At 47.0% G+C, this 14,762-nt stretch carries 9 protein-coding genes, 2 rRNA genes and 1 pseudogene; all 12 read right to left on the bottom strand.

Features of this window, described 5'->3' with window-relative positions:
• Positions 1 to 402: 402 nt before the first annotated feature.
• The 12 genes and pseudogenes from FA954_RS06695 to FA954_RS06640 all read right to left on the bottom strand — a co-directional run bounded on the left by FA954_RS06695 (position 403) and on the right by FA954_RS06640 (position 14,748).
• Positions 403 to 879, bottom strand: a complete 477-nt coding sequence (locus FA954_RS06695) for a VanZ family protein (protein WP_037997103.1) — start codon at positions 877 to 879, stop codon at positions 403 to 405.
• A gap of 202 nt (positions 880 to 1,081) precedes the next feature.
• Positions 1,082 to 2,209 carry a vancomycin resistance histidine kinase VanS gene (gene vanS / locus FA954_RS06690; RefSeq protein WP_037997104.1) on the bottom strand — a complete coding sequence of 376 codons (1,128 nt, stop codon included), beginning with the start codon at positions 2,207 to 2,209 and terminating at the stop codon, positions 1,082 to 1,084.
• A pseudogene (vanR, locus tag FA954_RS06685) lies at positions 2,206 to 2,894 on the bottom strand (VanR-ABDEGLN family response regulator transcription factor). Before vanR ends, vanS begins: the two are co-directional and overlap by 4 nt.
• Before the next feature lie 249 nt (positions 2,895 to 3,143).
• Positions 3,144 to 3,773, bottom strand: a complete 630-nt coding sequence (gene vanX / locus FA954_RS06680) for a D-Ala-D-Ala dipeptidase VanX (RefSeq protein WP_138614942.1) — start codon at positions 3,771 to 3,773, stop codon at positions 3,144 to 3,146.
• A gap of 5 nt (positions 3,774 to 3,778) precedes the next feature.
• Complete coding sequence (gene vanA / locus FA954_RS06675; RefSeq protein WP_037997108.1) at positions 3,779 to 4,810, bottom strand: D-alanine--(R)-lactate ligase; 1,032 nt, start codon at positions 4,808 to 4,810, stop codon at positions 3,779 to 3,781.
• Positions 4,803 to 5,771 (bottom strand): D-lactate dehydrogenase VanH, encoded by a 969-nt coding sequence (gene vanH / locus FA954_RS06670; protein WP_037997109.1) that lies wholly within the window; start codon positions 5,769 to 5,771, stop codon positions 4,803 to 4,805. The genes vanA and vanH overlap by 8 nt, the downstream gene beginning before the upstream one ends.
• 443 nt (positions 5,772 to 6,214) lie before the next feature.
• Positions 6,215 to 6,329, bottom strand: a 5S ribosomal RNA gene (rrf, locus tag FA954_RS06665).
• Between the two features lie 65 nt (positions 6,330 to 6,394).
• A 23S ribosomal RNA gene (locus FA954_RS06660) occupies positions 6,395 to 9,330 on the bottom strand.
• A 289-nt stretch (positions 9,331 to 9,619) separates the two neighbouring features.
• Complete coding sequence (locus tag FA954_RS06655; protein WP_037997191.1) at positions 9,620 to 11,338, bottom strand: proline--tRNA ligase; 1,719 nt, start codon at positions 11,336 to 11,338, stop codon at positions 9,620 to 9,622.
• Between the two features lie 127 nt (positions 11,339 to 11,465).
• Positions 11,466 to 12,731, bottom strand: coding sequence for an RIP metalloprotease RseP (gene rseP / locus FA954_RS06650; RefSeq protein WP_138614941.1), 1,266 nt, complete (start codon positions 12,729 to 12,731; stop codon positions 11,466 to 11,468).
• A 41-nt stretch (positions 12,732 to 12,772) separates the two neighbouring features.
• Complete coding sequence (locus FA954_RS06645) at positions 12,773 to 13,930, bottom strand: 1-deoxy-D-xylulose-5-phosphate reductoisomerase (RefSeq protein ID WP_037997195.1); 1,158 nt, start codon at positions 13,928 to 13,930, stop codon at positions 12,773 to 12,775.
• A 20-nt stretch (positions 13,931 to 13,950) separates the two neighbouring features.
• Positions 13,951 to 14,748 (bottom strand): phosphatidate cytidylyltransferase, encoded by a 798-nt coding sequence (locus FA954_RS06640; RefSeq protein ID WP_037997197.1) that lies wholly within the window; start codon positions 14,746 to 14,748, stop codon positions 13,951 to 13,953.
• Positions 14,749 to 14,762 lie beyond the last annotated feature (14 nt).

Raw genomic sequence — 14,762 nt, 5'->3', positions numbered from 1 at the left:
AACACAAATCCTGCATGATGGTTTACTCTATCAACTTCATCCGGGGGATCGTAAAATTTTTTCATATTCCCACCACTTTATTTATATTTTAAACCCTCCGGATCTTCACCGAGCGCAGGCAATCATCTTCCAGTGGAATTTTTGTTTTTAAAATGCTTTGCACCCACCGGATGATTCACCGCTTTTTCCTCTTTATCGTTCTCCCATTGTCTGTTTTCCTTTCAGCTGACGGAACCAGACGGATCCATTTGTATTTTTGCCGGTAAAAAAAAACGGGAAAACAAGATGGATTTATACCAAAAAAGGAACGATGGAGTTTTGGATAACAGATATTTAATGGAAGAAATGAAAAAAGCCTGAGAAAGGCACCTGATTTGGCATCTTTTTCAGGCTTTATGAGAGCTAGATGGGCCTTTTGAATATAAAGATAATGAAATACATAACAAAGGATGTTACACACAAGGAAAACAAATTTATAAAAATATTTGTTCTGTGTTTGAGAAGCTTGAATATCAGCTGATAAATTCCAATACCGATGACACCCCCGAGCGTATTGGCCAAGATATCCGTCAAATCACTTCTTCCAATCGCCAAAACAAATTGAATGATTTCAAATGACAAAGTAAAACCAACGATGGCTGACACTTTTTTCGAAAAAGCCCACTCACTTTTCAACATGCAAATATAAATACCCAAGGGTATAAAAATTCTTATATTGCTATATACCTCAGAAAAAAGAGACTGATGAAACGGAATCAAATTAATGACCCGCACTCTTTCTATATAATCAAGAGAAAACTGTAATTTAAAAAGAACCAACCACACAAGCACAAATACATAAACAGTGAATAATCCGAATGTAAACTTTTTACTTCCCAATGTTTCTCCTCCTGATTCGTATTTTTCTATTGTTTTCCTCAGAACGATCAAAAATGCTGTGATTTTCAACCGATAAAACCATTTTTTGATTCAAAAAAAATCTCGTACCCTCAGTATGAAGTCTACCTGAAGGAACGAGTCGTTTTTTTAATGTTTCGTTGATCATTTCTTAAGAAAACACGGGAATTTCCTTAATGTTTTCTTAAGTCTGCCTTGGCATGGCGGGGAGCTCCACCGTAAATGAAGTATGTGTTTTATCACTGTCTGCATAAAGGCGCCCGCCGTGTAAAGTCACGATTTCTTTTGCAATCGCCAATCCAAGTCCCGCTCCCCCTTTGCCGGAGGAGCGGGCGTCATCAATCCGATAGAATTTGTCAAATATGGCATCCAGTTTACTTTTAGGAATACTCCCGGCATTTTTAAACTCGATCGAAACCATATCCCCGCATCGACCCGCGGTAATGTCAATGACGCTGTTGTCCTCACTGTATGCCACGGCGTTTTTCAAAATGTTGTTAAAGACCCTGGCAAGTTTATCGGGATCGGCGTATACCGTCAAATCGTCCGGAGCATGAATAACAACCTGTTTTCCATTCACGGCCAGCTGGGGGTAAAATTCATCGGTTATTTGCACCAGCATGTAGTACAGGTCAATGTGCTTTTTTTCAAGTTTAATCGTTTGGAGATTATATCGCGTGATCTCAAAAAACTCGTCGATTAACCGTTCGAGGTGAATGGCTTTGTCCAATGTAATACGAATATACTTTTCCTGTTGCTCTGCCGGCATGTCTGACGCCTCATCAAGCAGGCTCAAATAACCGATAATGGATGTCAGGGGAGTTTTAATATCATGTGCCAAGTACATGACAAAGTCATTTTTCCTTTGTTCGGCAAGCTTCGCCTCCTGCTCCCGCTTTTCCAGTGTCAGTTTTAATGTGTTCAGTTTCTGTTCCAAAAACTCCATTTCCGGAGAAAGTTCAATTTGTTTATCCTCTTTTTGGATAAGTATATCAATGCCGTTATTTATCTCGTTGAAGTATTTCGCGAATTTCGACAGCATGATACGGCACAGAATCAGAACCGTAACAGCAATCGTCACATACATAATGATGGTAATATTGTTCCGTATGGTATATTGATATATTAACATCGCGTCCTGACGCTCTAAGTAAAAACTGTTTTCCAAAAAACGTACGATCCACTCCCCGGTTCTCCACCGCATGAGTTCACGCAAATAAAAAACAAATACAATTGCAGCGATCACAATTACAAGGATATACAGGAATAGTTTGCGTTTTAATTTGTAATAATCGTTATTTTTCTCACTCAAATTTTATAACCAACTCCCCATACGGTTTTGATATATTTCGGATTATCAATGGAGTCATTCATTTTTTTGCGCAAATGCCGGATATGCACGGTGATGGTATTGCTGCTCTTGCTGAAGTATTCGTCTCCCCATATCTCATGAAACAACTGCTCAGAACTAACCACCTTTCCTTTGTTTTCACAAAGAATGCGCAGGATTGAAAACTCAGTAGGGGTGAGGGATAACGGTTTCTCGTTCAAAAAGCACTCATGCGTGTCTATATTCATGACAATGCCGGCATGAACTATAACATTTTCTTTTTGCTCTGTTACTCCATTGTATTTTTTGTATCGGCGCAACTGCGCTTTGACGCGTGCAATTAACTCAAGCGGGCGAAAGGGCTTTGTGATATAATCGTCTGCACCGATCGTAAGACCCGTCACCTTGTCCACTTCCGCATCTTTTGCGGTCAGCAGGATAATGGGGTAATTGTGATTGTCCCTGATTTTTTGGCAGATTTCAAGGCCGCTTGTGCCAGGAAGCATGATGTCCAATATGGCAAGATCCAGGTCAGTCTCATCGATACATTTCAACGCTTCTTTGGCAGTGTAGCATTTGAAAACGGTATAATCTCATTTTTCAGGTATAACTCAACCAAATCAGCAATTTCACGTTCATCATCCACAACAAGTATTTTATCACTCACAGTTACCAACCCATTCTCCTCTCAACACATATAAACAGTTTGATTTTCCTGTTTACTGAAACCCCGGCTGATGACTATGTTGAAATTCATTTATCTGTTATTGTCCCACTATATTTTAATTCATATACGATTAGACGTATATCTTAAAGTAAGACAATGGATATAAAATCAGAAATCCATTGTTTGCAAAAACACATCAAGGATGTAAAAAACCCTTGCGCAACCGGAATTTCATTGATGAACCCCAATTTAGTCCTCTTTTTGATGGTTCCCGACAATGGGGAAATCAAAATACGTATCAGGGTAAGGTTCGTTTCTTAATACGTAGTGCCACCATTCATATTCGTAAGCTTCAAATCCGCTGTTTTCCATGATTGAACGTAACAACCGGCGGTTTTTCGCTTCATTGCTTGAAATTTTTTTTGAGGTGTGATGTGAGCGTTCATCCGTAAAATCGAAACTGCTTCCCATGGGGACAAGTTCACCGGTATCCAACCGATAAAGCGTAAGATCAATTGCACTTCCACGGCTGTGGCTTGATAATGGCGCAACATATCCCTTTGTGATTAATTCGGATCGCTCGATATTCGGATAATATCTTTCTTTGGTAAGATTGTCTTCCGGTAGTTCGGACCAACGTAAAAAGCATTCCACCGCCCTTTGGGGCCGATAGCCGTCCCACAACAGCAAACCATACCCGAGAGCTTCTGCTTGTTTTTGTGCCTTTCGCAACGCAAGGGCTAAGTCATAAGTTCCCACGATGCGATTAACTTCATATCCGTCTACCGGTTTCCCTGTGAAATTATCCCATGTAGCATATTTGGCATCCCAGCGAACTCCGTACAAAATTTCATCCAAAAATATAAATCCTTTTTCCATACTTATCACCTCTTTAATGCCAATTCGATCAGACGGTCAATCAATTCCGGAAGTTTGATGCCAGCAGCATCCATCATACGGGGATACCGGCTGTACGATGTGAATCCGGGCAAGGTATTGACTTCGTTTAGGACAATGCGGCCGTTGTTTTGTAAGAACATGTCAACACGGGCAAGACCTCTGCACCCAAGCACTCTGTATATTTTTTTTGCCGTTTCACGAATCCGTTCCCGATCTTCTACCGACAAGTCTGCCGGAATGGTTATCACTGCATTTTCAGAACCTTTCTCCGGCTCGGCTTCCTGATGAATACGAAAGATACCGTATTGCAGCGTGATTTGATCCACCTCGCCAACCATCAGCTCGGAACCGTTTCCCAGTACGGCACAACCAACCTCATATCCCATTACAGCTTGCTCAATCAGGATTTTGCTGTCATATTCTCCAGCCAATTGAATGGCATCGTTTAATTCGTCCGCACAATAGACTTTTTTTACACCGTAGGATGAACCGGAACGTGCCGGCTTGACAAAAACAGGATAGGACAAAACATCCGCATCCAACAGATCATCCTTATGGATCACCCTGAATTCCGGAGTAGCGATGCCAGCATTTTTGGCTATGATATATGTCAGCGATTTATCCATACAAATTGCTGAGCTTTGAATATCACAGCCCACATACGGGATTCCGGACAATTCAAAAAGACCTTGTATCGATCCATCCTCACCCGACTTGCCGTGCAAAACCGAAAATGCTGCATCTACGTGTTGAATTTCATATTCATTGTTCTTTTGTACAAGCAATCCATGCATTTTTTTATCCGGCGACAGCACGGCGGAACAGCAATTGCCACTTTCCCATTCCACACCAGGTTTTTCGCACATTTTCCAAGTTCCGGATCGGGTGATTCCAATGTAAATGGGCTCGTATTTTTCCGTGTCAATGTTGTTGGCAATCTCGACCGCAGATTTTACCGACACATCATGTTCCTCTGAGCATCCGCCAAACAAGACGGCGATCTTTAATCTAGACAAGTGCCTCTCTCCTCTCAAATTCCAAACAATTTAATATTGTCTTTTCAACGGTTTCATACAATGCCCGTTCCGTGTAGTACGCCGTATGCGGCGTGATGATCACATTCGGCATCTTTTGCAGCTTAAGTATGAATGGATGATCTATTGATTTTCGTGAATGATCAAAATAGAAAAATCCTTCCTCACCTTCCAACACATCCAACGCTGCTCCGCCCAACTTACCATTCTCCAACGCTTGAATCAGAGCATTGGTATCCAGAAGCGCTCCCCGCGCTGTATTAATTAGAAATGCGCCTTGCTTCATGGCATTAATCTGTTCGCGACCGATCATATGGTATGTGTCCGCGTTAAGTGGTACATGAATGGTAATCAGGTCGCTATTTTGCAGCAACTCATTGAAGGACACATAATTTGCCGCCACCTCTTGGCTGTGACCATACGCCAGTATACGACATCCAAACCCGTGCAGCCGCTCAATCACGGCTTTGCCTATACGACCGGTTCCCAATACACCAACAGTCATGTCACGCAGCTCTTTGCCACGGACATGATCCAATCTGAAATCATGCTTTTCCACACGACTCATAACGGATTTGGCTTTGCGTATAGCCATCAGCATCAACATCAACGTATAATCGGCAACACTATCCGGTGAATATCTCACGTTTCCGACAGTGATTCCCAAACTTTCTGCTGCCTGAATGTCGATATGGTTGCAACCAATGCTTCGAGTTGAGATATACTTAACGCCGCAATCCTTTAATGCGATTAGAACGCGTTTGGAAATCTCAGATTTGTGTCCAACACTGATGCATTGATTTCCCCGGGACAATGTTGCATTGGTTTCTGAGACGGCAGAGCTTGTAATGGTAGGGATGACACCAAAACGTGGAGAAAGTTCTTTGAAAACCTCAGCCTCATCTCTTTCGCATCCATAAATGGTGATGCCGATCTTTTTCATTCTTTCACCTCTTTTCCGTCAATCATTTTTCTCTCCATGACAACTGATTATCTAATCCTTTTCTTTTGTTTCTCTTTATGTTGTCGTGATAACAACCTGACGATCCACATACGCCTTTCATCCAAGGATGGCCTTCAGTTGAAATTCCCCATGTATTCATAACTATCCTGAGGAGATAAACAGATCCTTTTTAAGTCGTGACATTTATGCGGCTATGGAACAGTCATTCCTCTACCTGGCATTTCACATAAAACAGCTCGTTCCTACGGCATTAAGTCTACCGAAAAGGAACGAGCTGTTTTTTAGTATTATATTGATAATTTCTTAAGAAAAAATAGAGATAACCTTGATGTTTTCCTAATACGTACGGTTTCAAATGGATTCAAAAGAATATCAAAAACCCCTCTTAAGCATGTTGCTTAAGAGGGGTAAGGGATATTGTTGCCTGGCAACGACCTACTCTCCCAGGGGTCATCCCCAAGTACCATCGGCGCTGGAGGGCTTAACTTCCGTGTTCGGGATGGGAACGGGTGGATCCCCTCCGCTATGGTCACCAGACAAAGGTGTCATGGACACACCCTGAAAATGAGGATGGAAGAAGCAATGCAACCGTGAGAAGTAAGTAGGGAAAGCCCTCGACCGATTCGTATCCGTCAGCTGAACACATTGCTGTGCTTACACCCCGGACCGATCTACCTTGTCATCTACAAGGGGTCTTACTTCCACGAAGGGAATGGGAAATCTCATCTTGAGGGGGGCTTCGCGCTTAGATGCTTTCAGCGCTTATCCCTTCCGCACTTGGCTACCCAGCGGTGCTCCTGGCGGAACAACTGGTACACCAGAGGTGCGTCCATCCCGGTCCTCTCGTACTAAGGACAGCTCCTCTCAAATTTCCTGCGCCCGCGACAGATAGGGACCGAACTGTCTCACGACGTTCTGAACCCAGCTCGCGTACCGCTTTAATGGGCGAACAGCCCAACCCTTGGGACCTACTTCAGCCCCAGGATGCGATGAGCCGACATCGAGGTGCCAAACCTCCCCGTCGATGTGGACTCTTGGGGGAGATAAGCCTGTTATCCCCGGGGTAGCTTTTATCCGTTGAGCGATGGCCCATCCACACGGAACCACCGGATCACTAAGTCCGACTTTCGTCCCTGCTCGACTTGTAGGTCTCGCAGTCAAGCTCCCTTCTGCCTTTGCACTCTGAGGGCGCGATTTCCAACCGCGCTGAGGGAACCTTGGAGCGCCTCCGTTACCTTTTAGGAGGCGACCGCCCCAGTCAAACTGCCCACCTGACACGGTCCTCCCGCCGGATGACGGCGGCGAGTTAGAACCCCGATACGGCCAGAGTGGTATCCCACCGGTGTCTCCACCGAAGCTGGCGCTCCGGCTTCGCAGACTCCCACCTATCCTGTACAAGCCGTACCCGGATTCAATATCAGGCTGCAGTAAAGCTCCACGGGGTCTTTCCGTCTTGTCGCGGGTAACCAGCATCTTCACTGGTAGTACAATTTCACCGGGTCTCTCGTTGAGACAGCGCCCAGATCGTTACGCCTTTCGTGCGGGTCGGAACTTACCCGACAAGGAATTTCGCTACCTTAGGACCGTTATAGTTACGGCCGCCGTTTACTGGGGCTTCGGTTCAGAGCTTCGCGTGAGCTAACTCTTCCCCTTAACCTTCCAGCACCGGGCAGGCGTCAGCCCCTATACTTCGCCTTGCGGCTTTGCAGAGACCTGTGTTTTTGCTAAACAGTCGCCTGGGCCTCTTCACTGCGGCCCCCTCGGGCCCGAAGACCCTAACGGGGCACCCCTTCTCCCGAAGTTACGGGGTCATTTTGCCGAGTTCCTTAACGAGAGTTCTCCCGAGCACCTTAGGATTCTCTCCTCGCCTACCTGTGTCGGTTTGCGGTACGGGCACCTTGTTCCTCCTTAGAGGCTTTTCTTGGCAGTGTGAGATCAAGAACTTCGGTACTGAAACTTCCCTCGCCATCACAGCCTGGCCTTAAGAAGAGACGGATTTGCCTGTCTCTTCAGCCTCACTGCTTGGACGCGCACAACCAGTCGCGCGATTCTCTACCCTCCTGCGTCCCCCCGTCGTCAACGGAACAAGGTGGTACAGGAATCTCAACCTGTTATCCATCGCCTACGCCTTTCGGCCTCGGCTTAGGTCCCGACTAACCCTGAGCGGACGAACCTTCCTCAGGAAACCTTAGGCTTTCGGTGGAAGGGATTCTCACCCTTCTTTTCGCTACTCATACCGGCATTCTCACTTCCAAACGCTCCACCGCTTCTCACGAAGCAGCTTCGCTGCTGTTTGGAACGCTCCCCTACCATGTCCGAAGGACATCCGCAGCTTCGGTGAACCGTTTAGCCCCGTTACATTTTCGGCGCAGAGTCACTTGACCAGTGAGCTATTACGCACTCTTTGAATGATGGCTGCTTCTAAGCCAACATCCTGGTTGTCTGGGCAACTCCACATCCTTTGCCACTTAACGGTTACTTTGGGACCTTAGCTGGCGGTCTGGGCTGTTTCCCTCTTGACCACGGATCTTAGCACTCGTAGTCTGACTCCCGGAGGACAAGTCTGTGGCATTCGGAGTTTAACTGAGTTCGGTAACCCTGTGGGGGCCCCTAGCCCAATCAGTGCTCTACCTCCACGACTCCTCTCCGAGGCTAGCCCTAAAGCTATTTCGGGGAGAACCAGCTATCTCCGGGTTCGATTGGCATTTCACCCCTACCCACACCTCATCCTATGGTTTTTCAACACCAACAGGTTCGGGCCTCCATTCCGTGTTACCGGAACTTCACCCTGGACATGGGTAGATCACCCGGTTTCGGGTCGACGGGCACGTACTCATTCGCCCTGTTCAGACTCGCTTTCGCTGCGGCTCCGGCTTCTCACCTTAACCTCGCACGCAACCGTCACTCGCCGGTTCATTCTACAAAAGGCACGCCGTCATCCCTTTAAAAGGACTCCGACTGATTGTAAGCACACGGTTTCAGGTTCTCTTTCACTCCCCTCCCGGGGTGCTTTTCACCTTTCCCTCACGGTACTGGTTCACTATCGGTCGCCAGGGAGTATTTAGCCTTGGGAGGTGGTCCTCCCTGCTTCCCACGGGGTTTCACGTGTCCCGCGGTACTCAGGATCCGTCTCGGAGGGTGACCGATTTCGATTACAGGGCTGTTACCTTCTTTGGCGGGCCTTTCCAGAACCACTTCATCTATCCGTCACCTTTGTGACTCCGTGTGAGACGTCCTACAACCCCGGTTGGCAAAGCCAACCGGTTTGGGCTGTTCCCGTTTCGCTCGCCGCTACTCAGGGAATCGCGTTTGCTTTCTCTTCCTCAGGGTACTAAGATGTTTCAGTTCCCCTGGTATGCCCCCGTCCATCCTATGGATTCAGATGGCGGTGCCAGCTCTTCAAGCTGGCGGGTTCCCCCATTCGGACATCCCCGGATCAACGCTCACTTACAGCTCCCCGGGGCATATCGGTGTTCGTCCCGTCCTTCATCGGCTCCTGGCGCCAAGGCATCCACCGTGTGCCCTTAGTAGCTTACCCTACTGGCTCTCTTGGAGATTACTTCTCCCGGTGATTGCAACTTGACAAGCGACGTGTGAAGATTCTCGTCAAACGAGCCTCTTCAACCTCGTCTTGCTTCTTCCATATCTCATTTTCAAGGTGCGTCGTTTTTTCTTTTTGTCAACCGCCTCGCGGCGACAAGAAATAATATATCACGGCCACAAACAAAATGCAACCCTTTTTTATAAAACCATTTATTCCCACAATAAACAAACAAAAAACCCTTCTTCTCATGCAGAAAAGAAGGGTTGTAAAATCCTTGGAGGAATTACGATGGATTGTCCGCCCGTTTGATCCACTCCGGTAAATCGCGGATCACATTTTCAACGGCTACATCCTGCGCATCTCCCGAGCGGCGAAGTTTCATCTCCACCAGACCATCCCCGGCTTTGGCTCCGACGGTAATCCGAACCGGAATTCCGAACAAATCCGCGTCTTTAAATTTGACACCCGCCCGTTCTTTACGGTCATCAAACAATACTTCATATCCGGCTTCCAATAATTCTTGGTACAACTTCTCCGCGGTTTTGGCCTGTACTTCATTTTTCATATTCACCGCAATCAGGTGAACCGTATAAGGGGCAATGGAAGCGGGCCAAATGATTCCCTGTTCATCATGATTCTGCTCCACAACGGATGCAACCGCGCGGGAGATGCCGATGCCGTAACATCCCATAATAAACGGCTGTTCTTTGCCGTTTTCATCCAAAAATCCGGCCTTCATTGCCACGCTGTAGCGGGTTCCCAACTTGAACACATGCCCCACTTCTATCCCGCGGCGCAGAGAAATCGCACCACCGCAACGGGGGCATCTGTCGCCTTCCTGGATATTTCTCAAATCGCCGGTCACATCCACTTCAAAATCTCGCACAGGTTGAACATGAATGAAATGATGATCGGCTTCATTGGCTCCGACAATCAGTTCACTCTGATTCATCACAGCCTGATCCGCCAACACTTTCACTTTTTTCTTCAAGCCCACCGGTCCAACGAACCCGGCAGGAGCCCCTGCGATTTCCTGTACGGTTTGATCATCGGCCAGCTCACAAACCGCGGCATTCAACAGATTTTTCACCTTGACATCATTCACTTCATGATCTCCCCGCACCAAAACGAGCACAGGTTCCCCGTCCACCAAAAAGACAAGGCTTTTGGCAAGCTTTGAAACCGGCACATCCAAATATGTTGCAACCTCTTCAATGGTGCGCTTTTGCGGAGTGTGCACTTTTTCCATTTCTTCCACGGAAGCAACATCGGTAGTGTTTTCTTCCCCGGCCACTTCGGCCATTTCCACATTGGCAGAGTAATCACAGGATTCACAGATGACCACTGTATCTTCCCCTGCGTCCGCCAAAGCCATAAACTCATGGGTGCCTTTGCCGCCGATGGCACCGGAGTCGGCTTCCACCGCCCGAAATTCCAAACCGATGCGGGTGAAAATGTTTTTGTATGCCTGATACATCTTTTCATAGGTATCATTCAGCGAGTCCTGATCCGAATGAAACGAATAGGCATCTTTCATAATAAACTCCCGCCCTCTCAACAAGCCGGAACGCGGGCGTTTTTCATCCCGAAATTTGTTTTGGATCTGGTATAAAATCATCGGGAGTTTTTTATAGGAATTGATTTCTCCACGCAACAAATCGGTGATCACTTCCTCATGGGTGGGTCCGATCGCAAAAGGCCGGTCATGCCGGTCTTGCATCGTAAACAAGTCGGGCCCGTAAGTGTCCCAACGGCCGGACTCCTGCCATAATTCAGCCGGATGCAGTGTCGGCAACAACAACTCTTGACCTCCAATGCGATCCATCTCTTCGCGCACAATTTGTTCCACCTTATGTAAAACCCGGTATCCCAAAGGCAGGAAAGTATATATCCCCGCAGCTAATTGCCGGATGAATCCTCCGCGCAGCAACAGCTGGTGACTGATCATTTCTGCTTCCCCGACCGTCCGAAGTGTCGGAGCCATCATATTGTTTTGCCGCATATTCATCCCTCTCTTTTCAAAAAATGCCATTGTTTTTTATCATACATAAAACCATTGAAATAAAAAAGATCCATCCGCCACAAAAAAGGAAAACCGGCCCATCGATCAGAGCCGGGTTTCCGCTTTATCAAGTGAAGAACACTTTTTTTATGTCATTAAAAGTCACCACGAGCATCAACATCATCAGTAAAGCGAACCCAATAAAGTGAACCAGACTTTCCTTGTTCGGACTGATCGGACGGCCGCGAACCGCCTCGATCCCGATGAAAACCAGACGGCTTCCATCCAAAGCCGGGATCGGCAACAGATTAAAAATCCCCAGATTCAGGCTCAAAAGAGCGGTCCAACGGATGAGTGATTCATATCCGGCCTTAGCCGCCTCACCGGTGATGGAACCCATCTGGACAGGCCCGCCCAAACTTTTCAGACCCAGCTGTCCGGTCACCAACTTCCCGAATCCGTCCATGATCATGACAGACCAATCATACGTCTGCCTGAACCCGTCAATGGCTGCTTCCCAAAGGGTGGCGTCTCTTTTCATCTCATTGACATTAAAATAAACCCCGATTTGGTAGACTTCCCCGCTTTTTTGCGGTGTCACCGGAAAATCCAGTTTTTGTCCGTTTCTGTCCACCGTAATGGTCACCGTTTCCCCTTTGGATTCCAACAACTCATACCGCAACGAATCCATGGTATTCACTTTTTTGCCGTTAATGGCCACAATCAAATCATTTTCCCGGATCCCGGCCTTGGCTGCCGGTGAATCCGGAATGGCCTGATCAACCGGCAACCGATCTTCGATTCCGGTTACAAATGTGTAGATGGCAAACAGAATAATGGTCAACGCAATATTAAACAGCGGGCCGGCAAAAATGGTCATCGCCTTTTGTCCGGCAGTTTTGGAGCCAAACTGGCGGTCATACGGCGCAATTTGCAGTTCCGTTTTTTCACCGTAATGAATATTGGCTTGCGGATCCAGGAAATATTTTGCTTCATTTTCATCGGAATCTTCCAGCACCACATACAGCTGTCTTTCCAAATCCGCTTTCACAAGCCTTCCGACAATCAGAGACTCTGTTTCCAACCCTTGCGGATCATACAGGTACAAATGGTTCAGTTTCCCCTCCGGAGTTTGGGTCGCATAAACCATCGTCCCCGTTTTGATTTCAACCATCTCCGCATCTTCACCAGCCATGCGGACATAACCGCCCAAGGGCAAAATCCGGATGGAATAAAGCGTTTCCCCTCGTTTGGTTGCAAAAAGTTTCGGCCCGAAACCGATGGCAAATTCCCGCACCAGAATCCCTGCACGTTTTGCAAAGATAAAATGTCCCAGTTCATGTACAAAGACAAGTAAACTCAGGACCAACACAAATATCACTATGGTTTGCATGGACTATTCATCACCACCCTGGTTGATCACACGCCTTAAATCTAAGCCAACGGAACAAGACCGTCTTGTGCAAATTGGCGGGCCCATCTGTCTGCTTCTTCAATTTCTTCCAACGACGGATTGCTGACCGCCTGATGTGCATCCAGCGTCCGCTCGATAATCTCTTCAATGGCCAAAAAAGTACATTTTCCTTGTAAAAAGGTTTGCACCGCCACTTCATTCGCTGCATTTAACACAGCAGGCACCGTTCCCCCGGTTTTCCCGGCATCATAAGCCATTTTCAAACAAGGATACCGTTTGAAATCCATTTCTTTGAAATCGAGCCGGGATAATTGAACAAAATCCAAGCGTTTTGTCGTCAGTTGCATCCGTTTGGGGTAAGACAAAGCATATTGAATCGGAACCCTCATGTCCGGGGTGCCCAATTGAGCCATCACTGCACCGTCTTTAAATTCAACCATCGAATGGATGACACTCTGCGGATGAAGGACTACATCTATTTTCTCATAAGGAAAATCAAATAACCAGTGCGCTTCAATCACTTCAAATCCTTTGTTCATCATCGTGGCACTGTCAATGGTGATCTTGTTTCCCATTGCCCAGTTCGGATGATTTAACGCTTGTTCCACAGTTGCATCAACCAATTCTTCCCGGCTCCAATCACGAAACGCCCCCCCGGACGCTGTGATGATCACCCTTTCCACATCATCCATCCGCTCACCATGAAGACATTGAAAAAGTGCAGAATGCTCGCTGTCGATCGGCAACAACGGCACTTGATGTTTTTTGGCTTCCGCTGTCACAATATGGCCGGCTGTGACCAGGGTCTCTTTATTCGCCAATCCAATCTTTTTTCCTGCCCGAATGGCTTCCAGGGTCGGGACCAAGCCTTTGCTTCCGACCAAAGCGGAGACAAGATAGGTGGAGTCCGGACTTGCTGCAACCTCCTTCAAGCCTTCGTCTCCCCACATGACACGAACCTCGTCCCCCACTTCCCGCTTCACGGCTTCAGCCGCTTCCCGGGTGGCCATGGACACCAACCGGGGCTGAAATTCCTTCACTTGTTGTATCATCAAATTTGCATTGTTCCCGGCCGCCAAAGCGACCACTTCAAATTGTTCAGGGTGCTCTCTGATTACCGCCAGTGTGCTTGTTCCAATGGACCCAGTGGAACCGAGAATAGCCACCTTTTCTAACATTCCATAGCCCCTTTCAATCATCACAGAAGTTGAACAAAGTGTAAAATGATAAACGTGAACAGCAAACTGTCAAAACGATCCAAAAATCCGCCATGCCCCGGCAAAAGTGAACCCGAGTCTTTGACACCCGTGCTTCTTTTCCATGCCGATTCGATGAGATCCCCGATTTGACCGACGATGGTGATCAATACGCCAATGGCCACGGCAAACAACAGATTGCCCAGATCGGGAAAAATGAAAAAGATGATGATGCTCAAAAGAGTTCCGCACAAAATTCCGCCAAGAGATCCTTCAATGGTTTTATTCGGGCTGATTTCCGGCATCAGCTTCTGCTTTCCCCATCGCTTGCCGATAAAATAAGCGCCGGTATCATTTGCCCAAGTGGCCAAAATGATCAACAAGGACCAAGCCAAACCGTTCTCTTGCCAAATCGTCACCATCATATAGGAAAATCCATATCCTATGTATATGGCACCCACAAACAAATAAGCCATTTGAAACAGATCAAATTGGTTCCGGCTGAAGACCATCCACAAAAAATACAGAATCAGCCCCAGGATGACCGGTGTGATTCCTTGCAAAAAAGCGAATCCGGAGAAGTTGGGTTGATTGGCAAGCACACTCAAAAAAACCATCAAGATCACAGCAACCCCGATAAAAATTTGCGGGGTGCGAGGCGAAATATTTTTCATTTTTGCATATTCAATAAAGGCCACAATTCCTAAAACAAGCAAGCAAATTGTATATAACCAGGCTTGGCTCATCAATCCCAGAAAAATCACAGCGCCCAATGTACCTGTAATAATTCTCTGTTTCATCGCTATTTCCCCTG

Source organism: Thermoactinomyces vulgaris (genome assembly GCF_005886755.1).
Taxonomy (GTDB): Bacteria; Bacillota; Bacilli; order Thermoactinomycetales; family Thermoactinomycetaceae; genus Thermoactinomyces; species Thermoactinomyces vulgaris.
This window is presented reverse-complemented; position numbering and strand designations above follow the sequence as displayed.

Bases quoted from the DNA above. Each gene is read 5' to 3' on its own strand.
- vanX (WP_138614942.1), bottom strand. From the start codon at position 3,773: ATGGAAAAAGGATTTATATTTTTGGATGAAATTTTGTACGGAGTTCGC.
- vanH (WP_037997109.1), bottom strand. From the start codon at position 5,771: ATGAAAAAGATCGGCATCACCATTTATGGATGCGAAAGAGATGAGGCT.
- FA954_RS06655 (WP_037997191.1), bottom strand. From the start codon at position 11,338: ATGCGGCAAAACAATATGATGGCTCCGACACTTCGGACGGTCGGGGAA.
- rseP (WP_138614941.1), bottom strand. From the start codon at position 12,731: ATGCAAACCATAGTGATATTTGTGTTGGTCCTGAGTTTACTTGTCTTT.
- FA954_RS06645 (WP_037997195.1), bottom strand. From the start codon at position 13,930: ATGTTAGAAAAGGTGGCTATTCTCGGTTCCACTGGGTCCATTGGAACA.
- FA954_RS06640 (WP_037997197.1), bottom strand. From the start codon at position 14,748: ATGAAACAGAGAATTATTACAGGTACATTGGGCGCTGTGATTTTTCTG.